The organism is Pseudomonas sp. MWU12-2020 (genome assembly GCF_023100605.1).
Classification (GTDB): Bacteria; Pseudomonadota; Gammaproteobacteria; order Pseudomonadales; family Pseudomonadaceae; genus Aquipseudomonas; species Aquipseudomonas fluorescens_H.
In genome coordinates this window covers 1-25,146 of the sequence record NZ_JALMEX010000024.1, presented here as the reverse complement: position 1 = coordinate 25,146, position 25,146 = coordinate 1, and the positions used below count along the sequence as shown (strand labels likewise).

At 61.5% G+C, this 25,146-nt stretch carries 23 protein-coding genes; 21 read left to right on the top strand and 2 right to left on the bottom strand.

Translation table 11 applies throughout. The features are described from left to right. The first annotated feature begins 323 nt into the window (after window positions 1–323). From M0814_RS28645 to M0814_RS28590, 12 genes are all read left to right on the top strand, one after another. Window positions 324–1,676 (top strand): TolC family outer membrane protein, encoded by a 1,353-nt coding sequence (locus tag M0814_RS28645; RefSeq protein WP_003220452.1) that lies wholly within the window; start codon window positions 324–326, stop codon window positions 1,674–1,676. A 34-nt stretch (window positions 1,677–1,710) separates the two neighbouring features. After that, window positions 1,711–3,867 carry a type I secretion system permease/ATPase gene (locus M0814_RS28640; protein WP_103486184.1) on the top strand — a complete coding sequence of 719 codons (2,157 nt, stop codon included), beginning with the start codon at window positions 1,711–1,713 and terminating at the stop codon, window positions 3,865–3,867. Next, window positions 3,857–5,224 carry an HlyD family type I secretion periplasmic adaptor subunit gene (locus M0814_RS28635; RefSeq protein ID WP_003220455.1) on the top strand — a complete coding sequence of 456 codons (1,368 nt, stop codon included), beginning with the start codon at window positions 3,857–3,859 and terminating at the stop codon, window positions 5,222–5,224. Before M0814_RS28640 ends, M0814_RS28635 begins: the two co-directional genes overlap by 11 nt. Before the next feature lie 372 nt (window positions 5,225–5,596). Further along, the gene (locus M0814_RS28630) at window positions 5,597–6,493 is read left to right on the top strand and encodes a TauD/TfdA family dioxygenase (RefSeq protein WP_103486185.1); all 897 of its coding nucleotides are present in this window, start codon (window positions 5,597–5,599) and stop codon (window positions 6,491–6,493) included. 18 nt (window positions 6,494–6,511) lie between these two features. Beyond that, window positions 6,512–7,537: an ABC transporter substrate-binding protein gene (locus tag M0814_RS28625; protein WP_098966545.1), complete on the top strand. Its 1,026-nt coding sequence runs from the start codon at window positions 6,512–6,514 to the stop codon at window positions 7,535–7,537. A gap of 5 nt (window positions 7,538–7,542) precedes the next feature. Then, window positions 7,543–8,403: an ABC transporter ATP-binding protein gene (locus M0814_RS28620; RefSeq protein WP_103486186.1), complete on the top strand. Its 861-nt coding sequence runs from the start codon at window positions 7,543–7,545 to the stop codon at window positions 8,401–8,403. 20 nt (window positions 8,404–8,423) lie between these two features. Next, window positions 8,424–9,290, top strand: coding sequence for an ABC transporter permease (locus M0814_RS28615; RefSeq protein ID WP_103486187.1), 867 nt, complete (start codon window positions 8,424–8,426; stop codon window positions 9,288–9,290). Window positions 9,291–9,464: 174 nt separating this feature from the next. Beyond that, window positions 9,465–10,382, top strand: coding sequence for a LysR family transcriptional regulator (locus M0814_RS28610; RefSeq protein ID WP_103486188.1), 918 nt, complete (start codon window positions 9,465–9,467; stop codon window positions 10,380–10,382). A 213-nt stretch (window positions 10,383–10,595) separates the two neighbouring features. After that, window positions 10,596–12,134 (top strand): MFS transporter, encoded by a 1,539-nt coding sequence (locus M0814_RS28605; RefSeq protein ID WP_003220460.1) that lies wholly within the window; start codon window positions 10,596–10,598, stop codon window positions 12,132–12,134. 26 nt (window positions 12,135–12,160) lie between these two features. Next, the gene (locus M0814_RS28600) at window positions 12,161–13,231 is read left to right on the top strand and encodes an HlyD family secretion protein (RefSeq protein ID WP_003220461.1); all 1,071 of its coding nucleotides are present in this window, start codon (window positions 12,161–12,163) and stop codon (window positions 13,229–13,231) included. Further along, the gene (locus M0814_RS28595) at window positions 13,228–14,775 is read left to right on the top strand and encodes an efflux transporter outer membrane subunit (protein ID WP_177434789.1); all 1,548 of its coding nucleotides are present in this window, start codon (window positions 13,228–13,230) and stop codon (window positions 14,773–14,775) included. Before M0814_RS28600 ends, M0814_RS28595 begins: the two co-directional genes overlap by 4 nt. Window positions 14,776–14,936: 161 nt before the next feature. Further along, entirely contained in the window at window positions 14,937–16,532 is a 1,596-nt protein-coding gene (locus M0814_RS28590; RefSeq protein ID WP_103486190.1) for a glycosyltransferase family 39 protein, read from the top strand. Between the two features lie 18 nt (window positions 16,533–16,550). Here M0814_RS28590 and M0814_RS28585 read toward each other — a convergent pair whose 3' ends face one another. Next, complete coding sequence (locus M0814_RS28585) at window positions 16,551–17,309, bottom strand: slipin family protein (protein ID WP_003220464.1); 759 nt, start codon at window positions 17,307–17,309, stop codon at window positions 16,551–16,553. A 2-nt stretch (window positions 17,310–17,311) separates the two neighbouring features. Beyond that, window positions 17,312–17,863, bottom strand: coding sequence for an NfeD family protein (locus tag M0814_RS28580; RefSeq protein ID WP_103486191.1), 552 nt, complete (start codon window positions 17,861–17,863; stop codon window positions 17,312–17,314). Between the two features lie 153 nt (window positions 17,864–18,016). Here M0814_RS28580 and M0814_RS28575 point away from each other — a divergent pair, with 153 nt between their 5' ends. From M0814_RS28575 to M0814_RS28535, 9 genes are all read left to right on the top strand, one after another. Continuing rightward, a complete protein-coding gene (locus tag M0814_RS28575; protein WP_103486192.1) occupies window positions 18,017–18,478 on the top strand; it encodes a YbaK/EbsC family protein in 462 nt (153 codons plus the stop codon). A 127-nt stretch (window positions 18,479–18,605) separates the two neighbouring features. Then, the gene (locus tag M0814_RS28570) at window positions 18,606–18,851 is read left to right on the top strand and encodes a DUF2789 domain-containing protein (RefSeq protein ID WP_103486193.1); all 246 of its coding nucleotides are present in this window, start codon (window positions 18,606–18,608) and stop codon (window positions 18,849–18,851) included. A gap of 87 nt (window positions 18,852–18,938) precedes the next feature. Beyond that, window positions 18,939–19,184, top strand: coding sequence for a hypothetical protein (locus M0814_RS28565; protein WP_103486194.1), 246 nt, complete (start codon window positions 18,939–18,941; stop codon window positions 19,182–19,184). Window positions 19,185–19,306: 122 nt separating this feature from the next. Then, window positions 19,307–19,735, top strand: a complete 429-nt coding sequence (locus M0814_RS28560; protein ID WP_045122246.1) for a MarR family transcriptional regulator — start codon at window positions 19,307–19,309, stop codon at window positions 19,733–19,735. Next, entirely contained in the window at window positions 19,732–21,795 is a 2,064-nt protein-coding gene (locus M0814_RS28555; protein WP_103486195.1) for an FUSC family protein, read from the top strand. The genes M0814_RS28560 and M0814_RS28555 overlap by 4 nt, the downstream gene beginning before the upstream one ends. Continuing rightward, window positions 21,792–22,001, top strand: a complete 210-nt coding sequence (locus tag M0814_RS28550; protein ID WP_098966584.1) for a DUF1656 domain-containing protein — start codon at window positions 21,792–21,794, stop codon at window positions 21,999–22,001. Before M0814_RS28555 ends, M0814_RS28550 begins: the two co-directional genes overlap by 4 nt. Further along, on the top strand, window positions 21,998–22,900 hold the full coding sequence (locus M0814_RS28545) for an HlyD family secretion protein (RefSeq protein ID WP_003220477.1): 903 nt from the start codon (window positions 21,998–22,000) through the stop codon (window positions 22,898–22,900). Before M0814_RS28550 ends, M0814_RS28545 begins: the two co-directional genes overlap by 4 nt. Then, the gene (locus M0814_RS28540) at window positions 22,897–24,339 is read left to right on the top strand and encodes an efflux transporter outer membrane subunit (protein ID WP_003220479.1); all 1,443 of its coding nucleotides are present in this window, start codon (window positions 22,897–22,899) and stop codon (window positions 24,337–24,339) included. The genes M0814_RS28545 and M0814_RS28540 overlap by 4 nt, the downstream gene beginning before the upstream one ends. Before the next feature lie 93 nt (window positions 24,340–24,432). Then, window positions 24,433–25,068 carry a hypothetical protein gene (locus M0814_RS28535; RefSeq protein WP_003220482.1) on the top strand — a complete coding sequence of 212 codons (636 nt, stop codon included), beginning with the start codon at window positions 24,433–24,435 and terminating at the stop codon, window positions 25,066–25,068. The last annotated feature ends 78 nt before the right edge of the window (window positions 25,069–25,146 follow it).

The following is a 25,146-nucleotide window of genomic DNA, read 5'->3' as shown; positions in this document are numbered from 1 at the left end:
CCATAGCCTGATGGCTTCGGCGCCGATTCAGTCTGGACGTACTTTTAAAATTTGCTAATCAAGTTTGACGCTGCTCTGTGTCAATAATTTGGCTAGATTCTTTCGCTATTAACTTTATGCCAAACTATTGACCTTCTGGGTGCCATCCTAAACAATCGCCCCACTAATGTCACATTGATATTTCCGCGGCGACCTGTCCCTCAGCGTGTGATCCAGTTCCTATTTTGAACTTTCCGACATACGGTCATTCCGGTTGCCAATTATTCGACGCAGCAGCACGTTTTGCTGTGATTCAAGACAAGAAGTCCTGGGAAATCTTTACCATGCGTTTGCACTTGTTCAAGGCTCTACCGTTCGCTCTCGCCGCCTCTTTCGTCCAGGCACAATCCTTACCGGAAGCCATGCAACAGGCACTGGATGTCCATCCGGAAATCCAGGCAGGGGTCAACAGTCGTTTGGCCGCGGATTATCAATTAAAGGCTGCAAAAGGTGGATACCTGCCCAAAGTTGATCTGCTGGGCGGGTATGGCCGTGAGGGCACCGACAGCGTGACCACGCGGGCCAACGGTGGTGGCAATCACTGGGAAACCCTGAACCGCGGCGAGTCAAGTTTACGTCTCTCGCAAATGGTTTTTGACGGTTTTGCAACGTCCAGCGAAGTCGGGCGTCAACAAGCCACCGTCAACTCCCGCGCCTACTCCCTGCTGGGCACTTCCGAGCGCACCGCGCTGACCGTCGCCCAGGTGTACCTGGACGTGCTGACCCGCCGCGAATTCGTGCGCCTGGCCGAGGAAAACCTCAAGAGCCACCAGCGTATCTACGACCAGATCCAGTTGCGTACCCAGCGCGGCGTTGGCAGCGGCGCCGACCTTGATCAAGCCGAAGCGCGGATGGCCCAGGCGCGCAACAACCTGATCACCGAACAGACCAACCTCGCCGACTCCGAGACCAACTTCCTCAGCGCTGTCGGCCAGATGCCTGACCAGCTGGAGCGTCCGGCGCCGTTCATGGCGATGATGCCGGTCAACCTCAATGAAGCACGCCAGCAAATGCTGGAAAACAGCCCGATCCTGCGTTCGGCCGAGTCCGATATCGCCGCTGCCGAGAAGCAGTACGAAACCGCCAAGTCGACCTTCTACCCACGTTTCGACGCCGAGCTGGGTCGCACTGCCGACAACGATCTCGACGGTCAGAACGGCCACAACAACGAGTGGCAGGCGATGCTGCGCATGCGCTTCAACCTGTACTCCGGTGGCAGCAACAAGGCCGATCTGGAATCCAAGTCGTACCTGTCGAACCAGGCGCTGGACATCCGCAACAACGCCCTGCGTCAGTTGAACGAAGAACTGGGCCTGGCCTGGAACGCCCTGAACAACGCCAATGCGCAAGTGCCGATTGCTCAGCAGTACGTTGATCACAGCACCGCCGTGCGCACTGCCTACCAGCGTCAGTTCAGCCTCGGTGAGCGGACCCTGCTCGATTTGCTCGACAGCGAAAACGAGTTGTTCACCGCTTCGCGGCGTCTGGCTGAAATCAAAAACATTCAGTTATTTACTCAATACCGAATCAAGGCGACCATGGGCGAATTGCTCAAAAGCCAGGGAGTGGTCGCACCATTGGCATCCGTTGTGCAGAACGACGTGAAGCCCAAGGTTCAGCTGCCCGGGATGAACTGAGTTATCCCTTTTCAACTGTTAAAGAGTGTCGAGCGTGGAATCAGAAGTCAGTCGAGTTCATCTCAGTCATGATCCACGCGCGTTGCACGACGATCCGTTGCTGGATGGTCTGCTCGCCCTTTGCATGCTGCACCAGAAGCCCGCCAGCGCGGCGATGCTGACCACCGGCCTGCCGTTGCCCAAACAACGCCTGAGTGTCGAGCTGCTGCCGCGTGCGGCGGCTCGCGCCGGGCTGCAGGGCCGGGTGCTGCAACGCAAGCTGGAAGAGATTCCGGCGATTGCCATGCCGGCGTTGTTGCTGCTCAAGGATGGCCGCAGTGCTGTCCTGCTCGGCTGGCAAGGCGAAAACGAAGCACGGGTGCTGCTCAGCGAAAGTGATGGCGGCGAATCGGTGGTCAGCCGCGAACTGCTGGCCGACGACTACACCGGCAAAGTGTTTTTCGCCCAGCCGCAGCACAAATTCGACGTCAATCACGGCACGCTGATCCCGCGTGCGCGCTCGTGGTTTCGCGACACCCTCAAGCGTTCGCGCTGGTTGTATGCGGATGCGATCGCCGCGAGTTTCCTGATCAACATCATCGCCATGGCCGCGCCGCTGTTCGTGATGAACGTCTACGACCGAGTGGTGCCGAACCAGGCCGAAGCGACCCTCTGGGTGCTGGCGCTGGGCATCACTGGTGCCTACATTTTCGACCTGATTCTCAAGAGCCTGCGCAGCCTGTGCCTGGATCTGGCCGGCAAGAAAACCGACCTGATCATCTCCGCGACGTTGTTCGAGCGTATCGTCGGCATGGCCATGAAGTACCGCCCGGCGCGGGTCGGCAGCTTCGCCCAGAACATCCATGAGTTTCAGAGCCTGCGCGACTTCCTCGCCTCGCTGACGCTGACCAGTCTGATCGATCTGCCGTTCACCATTCTGATCTTCATCGTCATCGCCATTCTCGGCGGGCATCTGGTGTGGATTCCGGTGCTGGCGTTCCCGATTGCCCTGTTGATCGGCTACGCGTTGCAGAAGCCGCTGGTCGCGACCATGGAGCGCACCATGGCCCTCGGCGCCGAGCGTCAGTCGAGCCTGATCGAAACCCTCGCCGGCCTCGATGCGGTCAAGGTCAACAACGCCGAAAGCGAGCGTCAGTACCAGTGGGAACAGACCATCGGCACCCTCAGCCGCCTCGAACTGCGGGTGAAAATGCTCTCCGGTCTGGCGATGAACATCACCTTGCTGATCCAGCAACTGGCCGGGGTGATCATGATCGTCTTCGGCGTGTACCAGATCATTGCCGGCAACCTGAGCATGGGCGGTCTGATTGCCTGCTACATGCTCAGCGGCCGCGCGCTCAGCCCGCTGGCGTCGCTGTCCGGTCTGTTGACCCGCTACCAGCAGGCGCGGGTGACCATGACTTCCGTCGACCAGATGATGGAGCTGCCGCAGGAACGCAATTTCGAAGAACGTCCGCTGAGCCGCAAGGTGCTGCAGGGCGCGATCGAGTGCCGTCATCTGAACTTCACCTATCCGGAACAACAGAACCCGGCGTTGAAGAACATCAACCTGGTGATTCGTCCCGGCGAGAAGATCGGCATCATCGGCCGCAGCGGTTCGGGCAAGAGTTCGCTGGCGAAACTGCTGGTGGGCCTGTATCAGCCGGACGACGGCGCGTTGCTGGTGGACGGCGTGGACATCCGCCAGATCGACGTCAGCGAGTTGCGCTACAACATCGGCTACGTGCCGCAGGACATCCAGCTGCTGGCCGGCACCCTGCGTGACAACCTGGTCTCCGGCGCGCGCTATGTAGAGGACGAACTGGTGCTGCAAGCCGCTGAACTGGCCGGCGTCCACGAATTCGCCCGCCTGCATCCGCAAGGCTACGAGCTGCAAGTCGGCGAGCGCGGGCAGAACCTGTCCGGCGGCCAGAGGCAGAACGTTGCACTGGCCCGGGCGCTGCTGCTCAACCCGCCGATCCTGCTGCTCGACGAACCGACCAGCGCCATGGACAACACCGGCGAAGAACGCCTCAAGCAACGTCTGGCTGCCGTGGTTGAAAACAAGACCGTGGTGCTGGTGACGCACCGGGCCTCGCTGCTGTCGCTGGTCGACCGCCTGCTGGTGGTCGACCGTGGACAGATTCTCGCCGATGGCCCGAAAGCCGCCGTGATGGAAGCGTTGAAGAAGGGGCAGATCAGTGTTGCTTAAGTCGGGTGTCAAAGAGTCGATCCGTCGCTACTTCAAGGGTTCTGCCTCGCTGCAGGGCCAGCCGCTGCCCGAGGTCAACAAGGCGCTGATCGAGGACGCCCCGCGCGTCGTGCGCCTGACTATCTGGGCAATCATCGGCTTCTTCCTGTTCCTGCTGCTGTGGGCCAACTTCGCCGTGATCGACGAAGTGACCAAGGGCGACGGCAAAGCGATTCCATCGTCGAAGATCCAGAAAATCCAGAACCTTGAGGGCGGGATTGTCTCGGAAATGTTCGTCAAGGAAGGTCAGATCGTCGAGGCCGGTGCGCCACTGATTCGCCTCGACGACACGCGGTTTGCTTCCAACGTCGGCGAAACCGAGGCTGATCGCCTGTCGATGCTGCTGCGCGTCGAACGCCTGAGCGCCGAGGTCGATGACCGTCCGCTGAATTTCCCGGACGACGTGCTCAAAGCCGTACCGGGTCAGGCGAAAAGCGAAGAATCGTTGTACATCAGCCGTCGCCAGCAATTGCACGACGAGATTGGCGGTTTGCAGGAGCAACTGATTCAGCGTCAGCAAGAGCTGCGCGAATTCACCTCCAAGCAGGCGCAATATCGCCAGCAACTGGGCCTGCAACGCCAGGAAATCAACATGTCCGAGCCGCTGGTGGCGCAGGGCGCGGTGTCGCCGGTGGAAGTGCTGCGACTCAAGCGTGCCGAAGTCGAGACACGTGGTCAGCTCGACGCCACCACGCTGGCGATTCCGCGCGCCGAATCGGCCATCAAGGAAGTACAACGCAAGATTGACGAGACGCGCGGCAAATTCCGCAGCGATGCGCTGACCCAGCTCAACGAAGCCCGTACCGACCTGAACAAGGCCCAGGCCACCGGCAAGGCCCTGGAAGACCGGGTCAGCCGGACGCTGGTCACCTCGCCGGTACGCGGGATCGTCAACAAGTTGCTGGTCAACACCATCGGCGGCGTGATCCAGCCGGGCAGCGACATGGTGGAAATCGTGCCGCTGGATGACACCTTGCTGGTCGAAGCCAAGATCCGTCCGCAGGACATTGCTTTCCTGCATCCGGGCCAGGAAGCGATCGTCAAATTCACCGCGTACGACTACACCATTTATGGCGGGCTGAAAGCCAAACTGGAGCAGATCGGTGCCGACACCATCACCGACGAAGACAAGAAAACCACCTACTACATCATCAAGGTGCGCACCGAGCGCAGCCACTTGGGTACTGATGAAAAACCGCTGCTGATCATCCCGGGGATGGTGGCGTCGGTGGATATCATCACCGGCAAGAAGTCGGTGCTGAGTTATTTGCTCAAGCCGATCATCCGGGCGCGGGCCGAGGCGTTGCACGAGCGGTAGGTCTTCAGCGCGGCACATGGCCCCTTCGCGAGCAAGCCCGCTCCCACATTTGATCTTCAGTGGACACAAGTTCTGTGTTCGACCGAGATCCACTGTGGGAGCAGGCTTGCTCGCGAAGGGGCCAGCAAAATCACCATGCCCTGTCAGTAACTGACACAAATCGTCATTCACCATCCAGTCCATTCCTCACCATCCGCCATATCGTTATTCATTAACGGTATTTAATTTCCCGTTCTTATAGCTTTAAAGTCAGCCACCTGCGTACCTGCCGACCAATCGGCGCGCCGCACGACCTGAACCAACACGCAATCCAGCGTGAGTTTCTGATCGACGTGCGCGCCTGTGAGCGCGCCGTGCGTGGGAGATTGAAAGATGTCCGCAGCTACTGCCACCCCAAGCGCCGCGACTGCCGCGCCGCAAAGCTTTGAAATTCGCCCGTTCAGCGGTGCCGTCGGTGCCGAGATCATCGGCCTGGACCTGACCCGGCCGGTCAATGACCAGGACTTCGCCCGCATTCATCGTGCGCACCTGGATCACCACGTTGTGGTGTTCCGCGACCAGCGCATCACCCCGCAACAGCAGATCGATTTCAGCCGCCGCTTCGGCGTGTTGCAGATTCACGTGCTCAAGCAGTTCCTGCTGGCCAATCACCCGGAAATTCTCATCGTTTCCAACATCGTCGAGAACGGCCAGAACATCGGCCTCGGCGACGCCGGCAAGTTCTGGCACTCCGACCTTTCCTATAAAGAACTGCCGAGTCTCGGCTCGATGCTGCACGCGCAGGAACTGCCCTCCGAGGGCGGCGACACGCTGTTCGCCGACATGCACAAAGCCTGGGACAACCTGCCGCAAGCGCTGCGCAAAGCCGTGGAAGGGCGCTCGGCAGCGCACTCCTATACGGCGCGTTACAGCGAGACCAAATTCGAAGGCAACTGGCGCCCGACCCTGACCCCGGAGCAACTGGCGCAGGTCGCCGAAGTGGTGCACCCGATCGTTCGCACCCATCCGGAAAACGGCCGCAAGGCGTTGTTCGTCAGCGAAGGCTTCACCACCCGTATCGTCGGTCTGCCGGAGGACGAGAGCCAGCACCTGCTGGCCGAGCTCTACGCCCACAGCGTGCTGCCGCAAAACATCTACCGCCATCAGTGGCAGCCCCACGACATGGTGTTCTGGGACAACCGTTCGCTGATCCACCTCGCCGCCGGCTGCCCTGCGCACCTGCGCCGCAAGCTGTATCGCACGACCATTCAGGGCGACGCGCCTTTCTGATTTGCCGGAGATTCGATCATGTCCAAACGTCTTCCATTTGCACCGCTGGCGGCGGCCATTGGCCTCGGTTTCAGCCTGATCGCCGGCAGCCTGGTGGCGCCGACCGTGGCCCACGCCGAAGGTGAAATCCGCATCGCCGAACAGTTCGGGATTGTCTATTTATTGCTCAACGTGGTGCGCGATCAGGGCCTGATCGAGAAGTACGGCAAGCAGGAAGGCCTCGACATCAAGGTCGACTGGACGCAGCTCTCGGGCGGCGCCGCGGTCAACGATGCGCTGCTGTCCGGCTCCATCGACATTGCCGGTGCCGGCGTCGGCCCGCTGCTGACCATCTGGGATCGCACCCACGGCAAGCAGAACGTCAAGGCCGTGGCCTCGCTCGGCAACTTCCCGTACTACCTGGTCAGCAACAATCCCAAGGTCAAAACCATTGCCGACTTCACCGAGAAGGACCGCATTGCGGTGCCGGCGGTGGGTGTTTCGGTGCAGTCGCGCTTCCTCCAATACGCGGCGGCCAAGCAGTGGGGGGACAAGGAATTCAATCGCCTCGACAAGTACACCATCGCCGTCCCGCACCCGGACGCGACCGCAGCGTTGATCGCTGGCGGCACCGAACTGACCGGGCATTTCTCCAACCCGCCGTTCCAGGATCAGGCGCTGCAGAACCCGAACGTGCACGTGGTGCTCAACTCCTACGACATCCTCGGCCCGAACTCGCCGACGGTGCTGTTCGCCACCGAGAAATTCCGCAACGACAATCCGAAAACCTACAAAGCCTTCGTCGAGGCGCTGACCGAAGCCGCGCAATTTGCGCAGAACGATAAGGGCGCGGCGGCGGACACGTATATTCGCGTGACCAAGGCCAAGATCGACCGTGCCGAGTTGCTGAAAATCATCGACAACCCGCAATTCGAATTCAGCGTCACGCCGAAAAATACTTATCCACTGGCCGAATTCCTCTACCGCGTCGGTGCGATCAAAAACAAACCGGAATCGTGGAAGGACTACTTCTTCCAGGACGCCAAACCGCTGCAAGGGAGCTGATCGAGATGAACGCCCCCTTGCAAGGCCACGCGGCCAGCAACCCGATCGCCAGCAGCCAGGCGCTGCTGGCGGTTGACCAAGTCAGCCTTGAATACCGCACCCCGCAACGGGTGGTACGCGCCACCCATCAGGTCAGTTTCGAAATCGATCCGGCGGACCGCTTCGTCCTGCTCGGCCCGTCCGGCTGCGGCAAATCCACCTTGCTCAAAGCGGTCGCCGGGTTCATTGCGCCGTGCGAAGGCGAGATCCGCCTGCAAGGCCAGCGCGTCGACGCGCCGGGGCCGGACCGGATCGTGGTGTTTCAGGAATTCGATCAACTGCCGCCGTGGAAAACCGTGAAACAGAACGTAATGTTTCCGCTGCTGGCCTCGCGCACGCTGAAGAAAAAGGAGGCCGAAGAACGCGCGCTGCACTATCTGGAAAAAGTCGGTCTGGGGGCGTTTGCCGATGCCTATCCGCACACCCTGTCCGGCGGCATGAAGGCGCGGGTGGCGATTGCCCGGGCGCTGGCGATGCAGCCGAAAATCCTCTTGATGGACGAGCCGTTCGCCGCGCTGGACGCGTTGACCCGGCGCAAGATGCAGGAAGAATTGCTGCTGCTCTGGGAAGAGGTGCGCTTCACTTTGCTGTTCGTCACCCACTCGATCGAAGAGGCGCTGGTGGTCGGCAATCGCATCCTGCTGCTGTCGCCACATCCGGGGCGGGTGCGCGCTGAAGTGCACAGCCATCAATACGATCTGCAAAGCCTCGGCGGCGTGGCGTTTCAGGAGTCGGCGCGGCGCATTCACCGTTTGCTGTTCGATGAAGGCCAGTCGCCGGAAACCGAGCGCGAGCACGATTTCAACGACATTCGTATCGCTTATTGAGCGTTCTGGAGGATTGCCCGATGAGCCAACCATCGTCTGTACGACAAGAGTTTGAAACCGTCCTTGAACCATTGACCAGCGTACCGCTCGAGCGCGAATTGCCTCTAAGCCAACGCCTGTGGCAACAGGGCTGGTTGCGTAAGAGTGTGATCCTGATTCTGCTGGCGGTTCTCTGGGAAGTCATCGCCCGGGTGCAGAACAACGACTTGCTGCTGCCGAGTTTTCTGCAGACCAGTCATGCGCTGTATGACGGCCTGCTCAGCGGCGAGTTGCTGGGCAAGGTGTGGATATCGTTGGTAGTGCTGATCAAGGGTTACCTGATCGGCATCGCGCTGGCGTTTGCCCTGACCACGCTGGCGGTGTCGACGCAGTTTGGTCGCGACCTGCTGAGCACCCTGACCTCGATGTTCAACCCGCTGCCGGCGATTGCCTTGCTGCCGCTGGCCTTGCTCTGGTTCGGGCTGGGGCAGAACAGCCTGATTTTCGTGCTGGTGCATTCGGTGTTGTGGGCGCTGGCACTGAACACCTACGCCGGCTTTCTCGGCGTCTCGGAAACCCTGCGCATGGCCGGGCGCAATTACGGGCTGAAGGGCATGCGTTTTGTGTTGTTCATTCTGATTCCGGCAGCGCTGCCGTCGATTCTCGCCGGGTTGAAAATCGGCTGGGCGTTTGCCTGGCGCACGCTGATCGCCGCCGAACTGGTGTTCGGCGCCACCAGCGGCAAGGGCGGGTTGGGCTGGTACATCTTCCAGAACCGCAACGAGCTGTACACCGACAAGGTGTTCGCCGGGTTGGCGGTGGTGATCCTGATCGGGTTGCTGGTGGAGAATCTGGTGTTCGATACGCTGGAGCGGGTGACGGTGAAGCGCTGGGGCATGCAGCGGTAATTTGTGTTGTTCCCGCTGGCCCCTTCGCGAGCAAGCCCGCTCCCACATTTTGGAATGCGTTTCTCCTGTGGGAGCGGGCTTGCTCGCGAAGGCGTCGGTTCATGCGCCACCGGTTTCAAGGATGTTTGCTAGCATTGCACCCAGATCAATCCAGATCAGTAACGAGTGCTCTGCATGCAACTCCCGGACATGAACCTTCTGGTCGCCCTCGACGCCTTGCTCGACGAGGGCAGTGTGGTTGGCGCCGCGCGGCGGATGAACCTCAGTCCCGCTGCCATGAGCCGCACGCTGACGCGAATCCGCGAGGCCATCGGCGATCCGATCCTGGTACGCGCCGGTCGCGGCCTGGTGCCAACCCCCAAGGCGCTGGAGCTGCGTGAGCAAGTGCGCGATGTGGTCGAGCAGGCGGCGCTGCTGTTTCGCTCCGCCGACAGCGTGGATCTGGGCACGTTGCGCCGGCGCTTCAGCATCCGCGCCAACGACTTTTTCATCGGCGTATATGGCGGCAAGCTGTTCGATACCCTTGACCAGCAGGCGCCGCACTGCGAGTTGCGCTTCGTCCCCGAGGGCGATGGTGACGACGAAGCGCTGCGCGAAGGACGGATTGATCTGAGTGTCAGCAATACCCGTCCGGTGTCCCCGGAGGTCAAAGTACAGAACCTGTTTTCCACGCATTTCGTCGGTCTGGTGCGGGAAGATCATCCGTTGCTCGACGGCGAGATCACCGCCGAGCGTTATGCCGGTTACTCGCATATCAGCATGTCGCGCCGTGGCATTGCTCGTGGCCCCATCGACACCGCGCTGAATGCACTGGGCCTGGAGCGGCGGGTGGCGGTGATCGCGCCGAGTTTCCACGCGGCGATGTTTGCCTTGCCGGATTCCGACCTGATCTTGCCGGTGCCCAAGGAAGCATTGCTCAGCGTGCGCCGATTGGGCCTGAAGCTGCGCTCGTTCAATCTGCCGATTCCGTTGCCGACGCTGATGCTGACCCAGGCCTGGCATCCGCGCTTCGACAAGGACCCGGCGCACCGCTGGCTGCGCGAAACGCTCAAGGCGTGTTGTGACGAAACCTGGCTGGCCGCACAGCCCTGACACCGAATCAATGTAGGAGGGGGCTTGCTCCCGAAGGCGTCGTGTCAGGCAATGCATAGGTTGAATGACCCACCGCTTTCGCGAGCAAGCCCGCTCCCACATTGGATATTCATTGCTGCACTGAGCGCACTTATAACCTGCCAATAAGTCAATTTTCGTCAGCAGTAAGCCTTACTAAAATGCTCCGGTATTTTTCCTCCGGAGTTTGAATCCATGACATCCCTGTCGGTCCCGGCGCCCCTCGCTGCGGCCAGTCCGGCGACGGCGGCCGCGCCACCGGTATTCGGGGCGCGGATCATCACGGGCCTAGTCGGCGTGCTGCTGGCGGTGCTGGTCTCGGGCCTCAACGAGATGGTGACCAAGGTCGCGCTGGCCGACATCCGTGGCGCGCTGCACATCGGTTACGACGAAGGCACGTGGCTGGTTGCCTGCTACACCGCGACCTCGGTCGCCGCGATGGCATTCGCCCCTTGGTGCTCGGTGACCTTTTCGCTGCGCCGTTTCACCCTCTGCATGATCAGCGTCTTTACCCTGCTCGGCGTGCTGTGCCCATTCGCCCCGAATTACGAAAGCCTGCTGCTGATGCGCACCCTGCAAGGTCTGGCTGGCGGCGCGTTGCCGCCGATGCTGATGACCGTCGCCCTGCGTTTTCTGCCGGCCAACTTCAAGCTCTATGGTTTGGCCGGTTATGCGTTGACGGCGACGTTCGGCCCGGGCCTCGGCACGCCGCTGGCCGGACTGTGGAGCGAGTACGTCGGCTGGCAATGGACGTTCTGGCAAATCATCGTGCCGTGCCTGATCGCCATGGCGATGGTCGCTTGGGGGATTCCGCAGGATCCGCTGCGCCTGGAACGTCTCAAGACATTCAACTGGAAAGGCCTGCTGCTGGGCTTTCCGGCGATCTGCATGCTGGTGATCGGCTTGCTGCAAGGCAATCGGCTGGACTGGTTCGAGTCGAGCCTGATCTGCGGTTTGCTCGGCGCCGGCTCGCTGTTGCTGGTGGCGTTTCTGATCAATGAGTGGTCGCAGCCGATTCCGTTCTTCAAGTTGCAGATGCTCGGCATCCGCAACCTGGCGTTCGCCCTGATGACCCTGGCCGGGGTGCTGGTGGTGTTGCAGGCAGTGGTGCTGATTCCATCGAGCTATCTGGCGCAGGTCCAGGGTTATCGCCCGGTGCAGACCGCGCCGATCATGCTGATCGCCGCGTTGCCGCAACTGATCGCGCTGCCGCTGGTGGCGGCGCTGTGCAACCTGCGCTGGGTCGATTGCCGTTGGGTGCTCGGCATCGGTTTGAGCATGTTGACCCTGTCCTGCCTGGGCGGCTCGCTGCTGACCTCGGAGTGGATCCGCGACAATTTCTACGTCCTGCAATGGCTGCAGATTTTCGGTCAGCCGATGTCGGTGCTGCCGTTGTTGATGTTGTCGACCGGCAGCATCCAGCCGCAGGACGGGCCGTTTGCCTCGGCGTGGTTCAACACGGTGAAAGGCCTGGCGGCGGTGATCGCCACCGGCGTCATTGAGGCGCTGACCACCGCGCGCCTGCATTTCCACTCGACCATGTTGATCGACAGCCTCGGCAATTCACCGCTGGCCGATCGCAGCGATCCGGGCCTCGCCCATCGCCTGCACGAGCAGGCCGTGGTGCTGACTTCCTCTGATCTCTATGTGTGCATGGCCGGCGTCGCGGTGGCGCTGATCCTGCTGATTTTCTGGCTGCCGACGCGGATCTTTCCGCCCCGTGCGCCGACCTGATTGCTTCACTGATACCGAAGGTTTTTATGACGACTCAAGCAAAGCAAAAACTCGCGGTGGCCGTGGCGGCCGCACTGGCTGTCGGCGTGTTGCTGTACCTGGCGGTGCCGGGACTGTTCGGCAAGCGCACCCAGCAAAACACTAACGATGCGTTCGTTTCCGCCGACTTCACCCTGGTGGTGCCGCGTGTGGCCGGATTCATCAAGGAAGTGCTGGTGGAAGACAACCAGCAGGTCAAGGCCGGGCAACTGCTGGCGCTGATCGATGATCGCGATTTGCGCGCCGCCGCTGAAGCGGCCGATGCGCAAACCCTGGTCGCCCGCGCTCAGCTGCAAAACGCCAAGGCCACGCTGGAGCGGCAGACGTCGGTGATTGCTCAGGCGCAGGCCTCGGTGGTCTCGGCCAAGGCAGAAATGGCGTTCGCCCAGCAGGAGCTCAATCGTTACAACCACCTCGCTGGCGTGGGTGCCGGCACGGTGCAGAACGCGCAACAGGCCCGCACGCGTATTGATCAGGCAACCGCTCGGCTCGATACCGCCAGCGCTAAGCTCGCGGCTGAACGCAAGCAGGTCGAGATTCTCACGGCGCAGCGCGATGCCGCCGAAGGCAATCTGAAGCACGCGCAAGCGGCGCTGGAAATCGCCAGTTTCGAGCTGTCCTACACCCGGATCACCGCGCCGCAGGACGGCATGATCGGCGAGCGTGCTGTGCGCGTCGGCGCTTATGTCACGCCGGGCAGCAAGCTGCTGGCGGTGGTGCCGTTGAAGCAGGCGTATGTGGTCGCCAATTTTCAAGAAACCCAACTCACTGACGTGCAGCCGGGCCAGCACGTGCAGGTGCGCGTCGACAGCCTTGGTGGCGAGGCCTTGAGCGGTCGCGTCGAAAGCATCGCCCCGGCGACTGGCGTGACATTCGCCGCGGTGAAACCGGACAACGCCACGGGTAACTTCACCAAGGTCGTGCAGCGGATTCCGGTGAAGATCGTGCTTGAACCGGGTCAGCCGTTGGCCGAGCGTTTGCGTGTGGGCATGTCGGTGGAGGCGAGTATCGATACTCGCCGTTCGGCGTCGGCGGAACGTGAGGTGACTCAGCGATGAACAGTTTTGATAGAACTGACGCCTTCGCGAGCAAGCCCGCTCCCACCGGGGGAACGCATTACCCAATGTGGGAGCGGGCTTGCTCGCGAAGAGGCCAGTGGCAGCAACTCACCCTCGGTGCATTGCTCGCTATTGGCCTCAGCGCCTGCACCGTCGGCCCGGACTTCCAGAAGCCCGAAGCCGCACAGCTCACCGACTGGGCCAAACCCGCCAAGTCCGCCCCCAGCCAAGCCGTCAGCGAACCCCTGAACGAACGCTGGTGGGAGGTTTTCCACGACCCGCAGCTCTCGGCCCTCACCCAGCGGGCGATCAAGAGCAACCTCGACCTGCAACTCGCCAGCAGCCGTCTGCAACAAAGCCGTGCCGCGCGCCAGGTGATCACCGCTGATCGTTATCCGTCGACGGCAGCCACCGGCAGCTACGCACGCGAACGCAACAGCGGCAAAGGCTTGAGCGACCCTTCCGGGCACAACGGCGATTCCGCCTTCAACCTGTGGGACGCCGGTTTCTCCGCTTCCTGGGAACTGGATTTCTGGGGCCGTGTGCGCCGCGAAACCGAAGCCGCCGATGCCAACCTCGAAGTCGCTAAAAACGACCGGCGCGGTGTGCTTCTGGCAGTGCTCGCCGATACCGCGCAGAACTACATCCAGCTGCGCGGTGTGCAGAACACTCGCGCGGTCACCGAGCAGAACCTCGACGTCGCCCGGCACAGCCTCAAGCTCTCGCAATTGCGCCTGAACGACGGTGTGGCGACCGATCTCGACGTCGCCGAAGCCGCCGCGCAGGTCTCTGCCATCGAATCGCGCCTGCCGGCGCTCGAACAGCGACAGTCGCAACTGATCAACGCGATCAGCTTGCTGATGGGCGAGCCGCCGCAAGCCCTGGCCAAAGAGTTATCCACAGACGGTGCGGTGCCGCAGTCACCGTTGCAAGTCGCCATCGGCCTGCCATCGCAACTGGCCGAACGCCGTCCGGATATCCGTCAGGCCGAAGCGCGCCTGCACGCCGCCACCGCCAACATCGGCGTGGCCAAGGGCGACTTCTATCCGCGCATCACCCTGTCCGGCAACCTCGGATCGCAAGCGATGCAACTGAGCGATTTCGGTTCCTGGGGTTCACGTGCATTCGGCATTGGCCCGCAATTCAGCCTGCCGTTGTTCGACGGCGGACGCCTGCGCGGCATGCTGCAACTGCGCGAAGCCCAGCAACAGGAAGCGGGCATCGCCTATCAGCAGACCGTGCTGCGCGCCTGGCATGAAATCGACGATCAATTGACCGCTTACAACGCCAGCCAGCGTCGCCGCGACAGCCTCGCCGAAGCCGTACGGCAGAACCAGATCGCCCTGCGCACCGCGCAGCAGCAATACGTCGAGGGCGCGGTGGATTTCGTCAACGTCCTCACCGTGCAAAGTGCGTTGCTGGCGACGCAGGAGCAGTGGGTGGAGAGTTCGACCGGCGTTTCGCTGGCGATGGTCGGGTTGTACCGGGCGTTGGGTGGGGGCTGGGAGTCGGTGTATCCGGCGGGGGAGATGGCGCAACGCTGATGGCGTGAACTGAAAATGCCGAGGGCTGTTTGGGATTTGACGGGGTGCCGGATGTCGTGAAACCGCACACCACCATCGACGGCCCTCCCGTGGCTGACCTAAAGTGATGGTCAGGTTCGGAGCCTTCCGTTCGCGATATTCCGGCACAGCAAGAGGATGCAATGGCGGCACACAGAGAAACGCCGGTTGGCGACACGCAGGATCCGCGTGCGGTTCCGGGTGCATGGCTGGTTGCCTTGCGCCTGATTCGTTGGGCCAGAGAACACTGGCTGTTACCGATCATGCTGCTGGCGGCGGTGGTGCGTTTTTACGACCTGACGGCGGCAGCGATCTGGTTCGATGAAGGCTCCAGCGTCCTGCTGAGCCAGTTTTCGCTGACTGAAATCTGGGGGCGTGCAGCCCACGACGTGCACCCGCCGTTGTATTTCCTGTTGCTGCACGGCTGGATTGGGCTGTTCGGCGACGGCATCCTGTCGATTCGCCTGATGAGTGCGCTGCCGGGGATCATTACCGTCGGTCTCGGTGTGTGGCTGGTGGATCTGCTCGCCACCCGCCGCGCCGCGCTGCTGGCCGGGCTGCTGCTGGCGCTGTTGCCCACGGCCGTGCGCTACAGCCAGGAAGTGCGCATGTATTCGCTGCTCGGCATGTGGCTGATCGCGGCGACCATTGCGTTGGTCTATTGGGTTCGGCAGCCTCGGCGGCATCGCTACCTGGTGGCGTACGCGCTGCTGATGACGGCGGCGTTTTATACCCATTACTTCACCGTGCTCTGCGTGATCAGCCACTGGCTGTACCTGGCGGCAGTGCGCGTGCAGCCGGGGTATCGGCTGCGGCATATCCAGCGACCGGCGTGGTGGCTGGCGAATCTGGTCATTGCGTTGCTGTACCTGCCGTGGGTGCCCAATCTGCTGGATCTGCTGCAACACATCCCGGAACTCAAGGCCAGTAATGACATTGGCTGGGAAGATCCGGTCACCCTCAGCTCACTGCCGTCGATGGTCTGGTCGCTGCTGATTCAAGACGATGGCATGACCCTGCCGGGTTGGCTGTTTTTGCTCTTGCCATCGGCGCTGGTGGCAGTGATCGGGGTTGCCCTGCTACGTGATCGCAGCGTATTTCGCGGCAGCTTGCTGCTGCTGTTCTACAGCGTGTTGCCGATTCTGCTGGTGTTTGGCGTGTCGTTCATCTCTCCGGTGTTCATCGAACGTTATGTGACGGCCTATGCGCTGGGGCTGCCGATGCTGGTGGCGCTGGCGGTCGATCGGCTGTACACAGGTTCTCGCGTGCTGGCGCTGGCGATTCTGGTGTTGTTCGTTGGGGTCGAACTGGTGGGTGTGAAGAACAACGCCACGGTCGACAGCAACGATCAGTTCAGCGTGGTGGTCGACTACGTCAACCGGCACTTCGTTGAGGGTGACCGGATCGTTACCAGCGACATGATGTGGTACCTCAGTTACATCTACTACAACCGCACCGATGCGCAGGTTCGTCTGTACACGCCACCGGCGGCGGACGGACGCTCCACGCGGCCCAATGCTTACGGTTTCGGCACGCTGGTCAGCGAGGATGTCTATCTCGACCAACTCAGCGATTTGTCCAAGGTTGGCGCTCGGGTATGGTTGATCGGCACCCTGGACGAACCCACTGACTTTGCGGCGTTGTCCGAAGGCTGGCAGCGGCAAAGCGATGTGCATGCGGGCGGCGCTTTTGCACGCTTGTACGTGATGGCGCCAAGCGCCGATAAACCGGGGGGATAATCGCTGGTGTGCGCATGCTCAGGACTTGCCTGACAGATCCGCCATCCCTTTGAGCAGCTCGATCGGCAGCGGAAAAACAATGGTCGAACTCTTGTCGCCGGCAATCGAACTCAAGGTCTGCATGTAACGCAGCTGCATGGCGCCGGGCTGACGACCAAGCATTTCGGCGGCCTGCATGAGTTTTTCCGAGGCTTGCAGTTCGCCTTCGGCGTGAATCACCTTGGCCCGGCGTTCGCGTTCGGCTTCGGCCTGTTTGGCAATCGCACGCACCATCGACTCATTCAGATCAACGTGCTTGATCTCGACGTTGGCAACCTTGATGCCCCATGCGTCAGTCTGGGCGTCGAGCACCTGCTGGATGTCGATGTTCAACTGCTCGCGCTCGGCCAGCAGCTCATCCAGTTCATGTTTGCCGAGCACCGCGCGCAGGGTGGTCTGCGCCAGTTGGCTGGTGGCCGAGAGAAAATCTTCGACCTGAATGATCGCCTTCTGCGGATCGAGCACGCGGAAGTACAGCACCGCATTGACCTTCACCGAGACGTTGTCGCGGGTGATCACATCCTGTGGTGGCACGTCGAGCACCACGGTGCGCAGGTCGACCCGGACCATTTGCTGCACCACTGGAATCAGCAGGATCAGCCCCGGACCCTTGACCTGCCAGAAGCGCCCGAGCTGGAACACCACGCCGCGCTCGTACTCACGCAGGATGCGAAAGGTCGACCCGGCGAGGGCAATGACCAGCAGCAACAGTGCAACGAAACCGATTTGCAGACCCATGATCACTCTCCGTGTCCTGCCGCGTCAGTCGCGGCGACTTTCAGCAATAAGCCCTTACGCCCGACCACACGCACCGATTGCCCGGTGTGCAGCGGTGTTGTGCTTTGCACTTGCCAATGCTCACCCTGCAATTGCACCCAGCCGTTGTGCGTGTTTTCCGCTTGCACGGTGGTCACCGCCGTCACGCTGCCGACCAGCCCGGCATCGCCGCTGACGGCGTGACGCGGACGGGTTTTCAAGGCGCGGATGATCAGCGCGATCAACAGCAGGGCGCTGATCAGGCCCAGCCCGATCATCATGGGTACCGGCAAATCGGCATTGCTCAGAATCAGCGCGCCGATGACGAGCATGATGATCCCGCCCAGGCCGATCACCCCGTAGTTGGGCAGCGCGGCTTCGGCAATCAGAAAGGCAATCCCGAGGGTGATCAGCCACAGGCCGACCGGATTGACCGCCGTCAGCGGGACGTCAGCCGCGAGGGCCGATCCGCTGAGCAGCAGCATCAGGAAAAACGTACAACATCGACTGGTCACGTGACCCTCCGGGAGAGTCATGGGTTGGTTCCTTGAGTCTAGTTGAGCCTGGCGCTGGATGAATTCTGATCAATGAACAGATGTGTCCAGTGAGCGGATTTCCCTTCGCCAGTGGCTTGCCGAACTAGACTCAGCAGAACAGGTACAACGTTCAGCGTGACACCGAGGTGCATCATGCGTATGGCAAAAAAAGTGCAGAGCAGCCTGAATCGGGCGCATTGCGAATATGACGTCGTGGCCCATCGACACTCGGCCAGCAGCCTGGAAACCGCGCGGGTCTCCGGGGTGCCCGCCGAACGCGTGGCCAAATCGGTGATCCTCGACGACCACCACGGGCATTACCTGATGGCCGTGCTGCCCGCCAGCCGGCACCTGGATTTGAGCAAAGTGCGCAGCAGCGGTGAATGGCAGATCACCCGCGAGAGCAATCTGGCGCATATCTTCGATGACTGCGAACGCGGCGCGGTGCCGCCATTGGGTGATTCCTATGGCCTGGACATGGTCATCGACCCGCTGCTGACTCGGCAGAAAGACATCTACCTGGAAGCTGGCAACCACAACTACCTGCTGCACATGAGCATGCCCGAATTTCTGAAAATGGTGCCGCATGCGCAGGTGCAGGAGTTGAGTCATTAGGTTTTGTGGTGTGGCCACTGAGGCCTTCGCGAGCAAGCCCGCTCCCACAGGTTGAACGCAATCCCCTGTGGGAGCGGGCTTGCTCGCGAGTAATCGCCCATCCACCGCATTCTTGAAGGAGTCCTCCATGGAACAGCCCACCCACAGCCTCCCATCCCTGTTCGACCAACTCGGCCTGAGCAGCGACCCGACCAGCATCGAGCAATTCATCGCCACCCATTCACCACTCAAACCCGAGTTGCACCTCGCAGACGCGTTTTTCTGGAGCGAGAGCCAGGCGGATTTTTTGCGCGGCGAGATTCTTGATGATGCGGATTGGGCGGAGGTGGTGGATCAGTTGAATGTGTTGTTGCGCAAGGGGCGGGTTTTGTAGGACTGAAGTAAAACCTTATTACAGAATGTCCGCAGGATCCCTATCGATGTTGGAGTAGCTTGCCAATTCAACAATCCGGAGCCGTCGATGCAATCATTTTTGCCAGTCAGAACAATTGATGTTGACGCGCTTGGGGACTGTATTGAGGCAGTGATCGAAAGCATCTCCAACGGGCCTGTCGAGTTTCGGGAGCACGACACAACAGTGGCTGTGCTGATTTCGCCAGAAACTTATGAAGCGATCCTGAATAAGCTGGATGATTTCGATTTGGTGTCAATCACACATTCGCGCAGGAACGAAGTAGGGGTAGCCATCGAGCTGGATGAACTATAGAAATTCTCTGCCGAGAAGATTTGTTTCAAAACTTGACTGAAATTCCCCGCCAATGCGATATTGATAGTTAGCAAACTAACAGTGTGCATTTTCCCGTGCCGAATTCCCTCGACGCTCTTCAGATGAACATCAGCAGTGCCATGGTGGTGGCCGCCAGGCATTGGCGGAAGATCTGCCAGACCACGCTGGTCAACTATGGCATCTCCGAAGCCTGCGCCGTGCCGTTGCTGATGATCGGGCGGTTGGGCGAGGGCGTGCGTCAGGTGCAGGTGGCGCAGGCGGCCGGGATGGAGAGTCCGTCGCTGGTGCGCCTGCTCGATCAGTTGTGCCACGCCGGCTACGTCTGCCGCACCGAAGATGCACAGGATCGTCGGGCCAAGTGCCTGAGCCTGACCGACACCGGCCGTGAACTGGTGCAAGCGGTGGAAAGTGAACTGGTACGTCTGCGTCATGAGGTGCTCGAAGGCATCGACCAGAGTGATCTGGAGGCTACGCTTCGGGTACTGCGAGCTTTTGAGGCGGCCCATCCGCCTGTGGTGATCAATTCTTGAACGGTTTTTTCTCCGGCATTCCTCCGGCCCGGGACTGGTTCTACGGGGTCCGCACCTTTGCAGCGTCGATGATTGCGCTGTACATCGCCTTGCTCATGCAAATGCCGCGTCCGTATTGGGCGATGGCCACGGTGTATATCGTCTCCAGCCCGTTTCTCGGCCCGACCAGTTCCAAGGCGCTGTACCGCGCCATTGGCACCTTTCTCGGGGCGGCGGCGGCGGTGCTGTTCGTGCCGATGTTCGTGCAGAGTCCGTACGTGTTGGTGGTGGTCATCGCGCTGTGGACGGGGATCCTGTTGTTCCTGTCGCTGCACCTGCGCACGGCCAATAACTACGCATTGATGCTCGCCGGTTACACCCTGCCGCTGATTGCCTTGCCGACCGTGGATAACCCGTTGGCGGTGTGGGACGTGGCGGAAGCGCGTACCGAAGAGATTTTTCTCGGCATCGCCGTGGCGGCGGTGGTCGGCGCGATGTTCTGGCCGCGCCGTCTGGCGCCGGTATTCAACGACGCGGTGGGCAAGTGGTTCGCCGACGCCACCACCTACAGCCTGAAGTTTCTCAGCCGCGACGTGCAGCCTGAACAGATCACCGCGCTGCGCATGGCCATGGTCGCCAATTTCAACAGCCTCGAATTAATGATCGGCCAGTTACCCCACGAAGGCGCCCGGCCGCAAACCGTGCGCAACACCAAGGAGCTGCGCGGGCGGATGATCCACCTGTTGCCGGTGATCGACGCTCTGGAAGATTCGCTCTACGCGCTTGAACGGCGCACACCGGAACTGGTGGAAAAGTTTGCCCCACTGCTGACCGCGACCCAGGAATGGCTCGGTCACAAAGACGCCGATCTGGACCGCTGGCAGGCGCTCAAGGATCAACTCCAGGCCCTGCAACCAAGCTGCGAGGCGCTGGACGATCGCAAGCAATTGCTGTTCTCCAACGCGATTTATCGCCTCGGCGAATTCATCGATCTGTGGCAGGACTGCCGCAGTCTGCAGGACGCGATTCTCTGCGAGCGCCAGGACAGCTGGCGTGCGGTGTACCGGCACTGGCGCCTCGGGCGGCTGACGCCGTTTCTTGACCGCGGGATGATGCTGTATTCGGTGGCCTCGACCATTCTGGCGATCATCGTCGCTTCGGTGCTGTGGATTCTGCTCGGCTGGCCGGACGGTGGCAGCGCGGTGATTCTGGCGGCGGTAGCGTGCAGTTTCTTTGCCTCGATGGACGACCCGGCGCCGCAGATCTACCGGTTCTTTTTCTGGACCGGGATGTCGGTACTGTTCGCCAGTCTCTACCTGTTTCTGATTCTGCCGAACCTGCACGATTTTCCGATGCTGGTGCTGGCGTTTGCGATTCCGTTCATCTGTGTCGGCACCCTGACGGTGCAGCCACGGTTCTACCTCGGCATGCTCCTGACACTGGTCAACACCTCGTCGTTCATCAGCATTCAGGGCGCGTACGACGCGGACTTTTTTGCCTTCGTGAATTCCAATCTGGCCGGGCCGATGGGCCTGTTGTTCGCGTTCATCTGGACGTTGGTCACCCGCCCGTTCGGTGTCGAACTGGCGGCCAAACGTCTGACCCGTTTCAGTTGGAAGGACATCGTGCGCATGACCGAGCCGGCGAACCTCGCCGAGCACCGGCAACTGGGCGTGCAGTTGCTCGACCGTTTGATGCAGCACCTGCCGCGTCTGGCCATGACCGGTCAGGACACCGGGATCGCCATGCGTGAAGTGCGCGTGGGTCTGAACCTGCTCGATCTGCTGGCTTACACGCCGCGTGTGGAAGGCGCACCGCAGGCATTGCTGCGGCAAGTGGTGGCCGAGGTCGGCGATTATTTCCGCGCGTGTCTGAAGGCCGGCGAACGCCTGCCGGCACCGAGCCCGCTACTGATGACCATGGACCGTGCGCGTCGCGCCCTCAAAGGCCACGGCGACGAAGAAACCCGACTAAACCTGTTGCATGCCCTGAGCGGTTTGCGCCTGGCGCTGCTGCCCGGCGTGGAATTCGTCAGCACGAGCGATGCCGAAGAACCGCTGCCCGATGGAGCGCCCCTATGATCGGTGATCTGGATATCAGCGGGATTTTCCTGCCGACCCTGCTGGTGTTGATGGGCATTACCTATGTGTTGTTTCTGCTGGTGCATGGCGTGCTCACGCGCCTGCACTTTTACCGTCTGGTCTGGCACCGGGCATTGTTCAACGTGGCCCTCTACGCCGTGATGCTGTACGGCGTGGACTCACTCAGTCGATACCTGATGACATGAAAAAACCGTTTCTGACTATCGGTCGCGTGGTACTGACCCTGCTGATCGTGACTTTTGCCGTCGTCCTCGTCTGGCGCATGGTGATGTATTACATGTTTGCGCCGTGGACCCGCGACGGCCACATCCGCGCCGACATCATCCAGATCGCCCCGGACGTGTCCGGGCTGATCCAGCAGGTCGAGGTCAAGGACAACCAGTTGATCAAACGCGGCCAGGTGCTGTTCAGCATCGATCAGGACCGCTTCAAACTGGCCTTGCGTCAGGCCAAGGCGGCGGTTGCCGATCGCGAAGAAACCCTGGCCCAGGCGCAGCGCGAAGCCAAGCGTAACCGTGGGCTGGGCAATCTGGTGCCAGCCGAACAGCTGGAAGAAAGCCTGTCGAAAGTTGCCCGTGCGCAATCGGCGCTGGCCGAAGCGCTGGTGACAGTGGACAGCGCCCAGCTCAACCTGGATCGCTCGGTGATCCGCAGTCCGGTGGACGGCTACGTCAACGACCGCGCGCCGCGTGTGCAGGAGTTCGTCACCGCCGGGCGTCCGGTACTGTCGGTGGTCGACAGCAACTCGTTCCACATCGACGGCTATTTCGAGGAAACCAAACTCGACGGCATTCATGTCGGGCAGTCGGTGGACATCCGTGTGATCGGTGACAAGGCCAAGCTGCGCGGGCATGTCGAAAGCATCGTCGCCGGTATCGAAGACCGCGACCGCACCAGCGGCAACAACCTGCTGCCCAACGTCAACCCGGCGTTCAGCTGGGTACGGCTGGCGCAGCGGATTCCGGTGCGCATCGCCTTTGACGAAGTGCCGGAAGATTTCCGCATGATCGCCGGGCGGACCGCTACCGTGTCGATCATCGACGATCAGCCACGCGACGACCACAAACAGGAGCCCGCGCAATGAACAAGGCCCTGATGATCGCCGGGTTGGGCGTGATGCTCTCGGCCTGTCAGATGGTCGGGCCGGACTATCATCTGCCCGCTGACGCGGCGGTGCAGCGCAAGGATTTTCAGGGCGAACTGGCGGTGGAGGGTAAGCCGGTGGTGTCAGCGCCGGTGCCCGCCGACTGGTGGCGGCTGTATCAGGACCCGCGTCTGGACCAACTGGTGCAGCAGGCCATGGCGTCGAATACCGACTTGCGCGTGGCGGCGGCGAACCTGTCGCGGGCGCGGGCCCAGGTCGATGAGGCTGAAGCGGCGGGCGGCTGGAGTGCCGGGGTGAAGATGGGCGCGCAGCGCTTGCAGGAGTCCGGTCAGGCCTACCTGCTGACGGAAAAGGTGCCGGTGGCCAACGTCGGCGATATCGGCATCAGCGCCTCTTACCAGTTCGACCTGTGGGGCACGCTGCAACGCGGCATCGAAGCCGCCAAGGCCAACGCCGATGCGACCCAGGCCGCCGCCGACACCGCGCGCATCACTCTGGTAGCGGACGTGGTTCGCGCCTACACCCAGGTGTGTGCCGCCAATGAAGAGCGGGAAATCGCCCAGCATTCCCTCGACCTGCAGTCGCAAGGCACGACCCTGATCCAGCGCCTGCGCGATGCCGGGCGTGGCGATGAAACCCAGGTCACCCGTTCGCAAACCCAATTCAAGTCGTTGCGCGCCGACATGCCGCGCTATGAAGCGGCGCGTCAGGCCGGGCTGTTCCGCCTGTCGATGTTGCTGGCCAAACCGGTCGATCAGTTGCCGGCCGGCACCGCCACTTGCGCCGAACTGCCGAAAATCGCCCAACTGGTGCCGGTCGGCGACGGTGCGGCGCTGCTCAAGCGTCGGCCTGATGTGCGTCAGGCCGAACGTCGCCTCGCCGCCGCGACCGCCGGGATCGGCATCGCCACTGGCGAGTTGTACCCGGACATCAGCATCGGCGCGACCATCGGCACTGTCGGTATTATTTCCGACCTTGGCGATCCGTCGACCAACCGCTGGGGCTTCGGCCCGTCGTTGAGCTGGAAGGTCCCGACCAACGGCGCCCGCGCCCGTATTCGCGAGGCGGAAGCCAATACCCAGGGTGCGCTGGCGCACTTCGATGGCGTGGTGCTCAACGCTATCCGCGAAACCCAGACCGGCCTGGCGCAGTACACCGCGCTGCTGCAACGCCGCGATGCGCTGGCCGATGCGGAACAGTCGGCGAAACTCGCCGCCGACCAGACGCACCGCTTCTTCCAGGCCGGGCGCGAGTCGTTCCTCGCCGACCTGCAAGCGACCCGCACCTACACCGACGTCACCGCGCAACTGGCCGCCGCCAACACCCAGGTTGCCATGAGCCAGATCGATTTGTTCCTCGCACTGGGCGGCGGTTGGGAAAGCGGACGAACGCAAGCCTCAAGCGCCAGCAAACCCTGAAGCCGTTGCTATGCTTTGAAGTGTTGGAAGGGTGCCCTGAGCACGGCGCCCTTTCAGCGCACATTGCTAGCGCTGGTCTAGGGGAAACCAATAATGAAAAACCCTTACGCTCTCGGCTTCTGGTGCGCCCTGGTAGCGCTGGTGCTGCTGTCGGCCACCTATTTCTACGGCATCATGCTGGCCCATCAGATCGACAAGGCCATGGTCTTCCTCGACAGCGCCACGGCGTTGATCGCGGTGATGGCAATCGTCGTCGTGGCGTGGGCCTCGGTCCAGGTGCAGCGGGTCAAGAAAAGACAGCTTGAACAAGGCAAGACCCTGGTGCTGATCTGGGACACCAAAGTCGCCCTGCGTCGGGTCGAAACCGTATTCGATCGCTACTTCTGGGGCAGCTACTGGCAGCCGGGACGGACCTTCGCCGAAGTCATGGGCGAGCTCACCGGCACCCCGCTGGAAAAAAGCCTCGAAGCCCTGAAAAAGCAGTGTCTGGAACTCGACAAGCAGATTGCCGACGAAGGCTGGCACTGGCTCAACAATGCCCGCGAATTATCGGATGTCGCCACGGCCATGGCCCGGGAGCGTTATCAACTGGATTTCTGCGACCCGCGCGCCGAGGGACCGGGCGCAGCGGTGATCGATCGGGATTTCGAAGTGCTGGTGTATACGTGGACGGCGCGGTTGAAGAGCTTTGATCATCAACTCGATGAGATCGAGGTTCAGTATTCCTGATCTTCTGCGAATCCAGTGGCCCTATCGCGAGCAGGCTCACTCCTACAGGGGAACGCATTTCAATTGTAGGAGTGAGCC

Bases quoted from the DNA above. Each gene is read 5' to 3' on its own strand.
- M0814_RS28600 (WP_003220461.1), top strand. From the start codon at position 12,161: ATGACGACTCAAGCAAAGCAAAAACTCGCGGTGGCCGTGGCGGCCGCA.
- M0814_RS28595 (WP_177434789.1), top strand. From the start codon at position 13,228: ATGAACAGTTTTGATAGAACTGACGCCTTCGCGAGCAAGCCCGCTCCC.
- M0814_RS28645 (WP_003220452.1), top strand. From the start codon at position 324: ATGCGTTTGCACTTGTTCAAGGCTCTACCGTTCGCTCTCGCCGCCTCT.
- M0814_RS28550 (WP_098966584.1), top strand. From the start codon at position 21,792: ATGATCGGTGATCTGGATATCAGCGGGATTTTCCTGCCGACCCTGCTG.
- M0814_RS28560 (WP_045122246.1), top strand. From the start codon at position 19,307: ATGAACATCAGCAGTGCCATGGTGGTGGCCGCCAGGCATTGGCGGAAG.
- M0814_RS28580 (WP_103486191.1), bottom strand. From the start codon at position 17,863: ATGACTCTCCCGGAGGGTCACGTGACCAGTCGATGTTGTACGTTTTTC.
- M0814_RS28535 (WP_003220482.1), top strand. From the start codon at position 24,433: ATGAAAAACCCTTACGCTCTCGGCTTCTGGTGCGCCCTGGTAGCGCTG.
- M0814_RS28545 (WP_003220477.1), top strand. From the start codon at position 21,998: ATGAAAAAACCGTTTCTGACTATCGGTCGCGTGGTACTGACCCTGCTG.
- M0814_RS28540 (WP_003220479.1), top strand. From the start codon at position 22,897: ATGAACAAGGCCCTGATGATCGCCGGGTTGGGCGTGATGCTCTCGGCC.
- M0814_RS28605 (WP_003220460.1), top strand. From the start codon at position 10,596: ATGACATCCCTGTCGGTCCCGGCGCCCCTCGCTGCGGCCAGTCCGGCG.
- M0814_RS28610 (WP_103486188.1), top strand. From the start codon at position 9,465: ATGCAACTCCCGGACATGAACCTTCTGGTCGCCCTCGACGCCTTGCTC.
- M0814_RS28620 (WP_103486186.1), top strand. From the start codon at position 7,543: ATGAACGCCCCCTTGCAAGGCCACGCGGCCAGCAACCCGATCGCCAGC.
- M0814_RS28575 (WP_103486192.1), top strand. From the start codon at position 18,017: ATGCGTATGGCAAAAAAAGTGCAGAGCAGCCTGAATCGGGCGCATTGC.
- M0814_RS28615 (WP_103486187.1), top strand. From the start codon at position 8,424: ATGAGCCAACCATCGTCTGTACGACAAGAGTTTGAAACCGTCCTTGAA.
- M0814_RS28570 (WP_103486193.1), top strand. From the start codon at position 18,606: ATGGAACAGCCCACCCACAGCCTCCCATCCCTGTTCGACCAACTCGGC.
- M0814_RS28590 (WP_103486190.1), top strand. From the start codon at position 14,937: ATGGCGGCACACAGAGAAACGCCGGTTGGCGACACGCAGGATCCGCGT.
- M0814_RS28625 (WP_098966545.1), top strand. From the start codon at position 6,512: ATGTCCAAACGTCTTCCATTTGCACCGCTGGCGGCGGCCATTGGCCTC.
- M0814_RS28565 (WP_103486194.1), top strand. From the start codon at position 18,939: ATGCAATCATTTTTGCCAGTCAGAACAATTGATGTTGACGCGCTTGGG.
- M0814_RS28585 (WP_003220464.1), bottom strand. From the start codon at position 17,309: ATGGGTCTGCAAATCGGTTTCGTTGCACTGTTGCTGCTGGTCATTGCC.
- M0814_RS28630 (WP_103486185.1), top strand. From the start codon at position 5,597: ATGTCCGCAGCTACTGCCACCCCAAGCGCCGCGACTGCCGCGCCGCAA.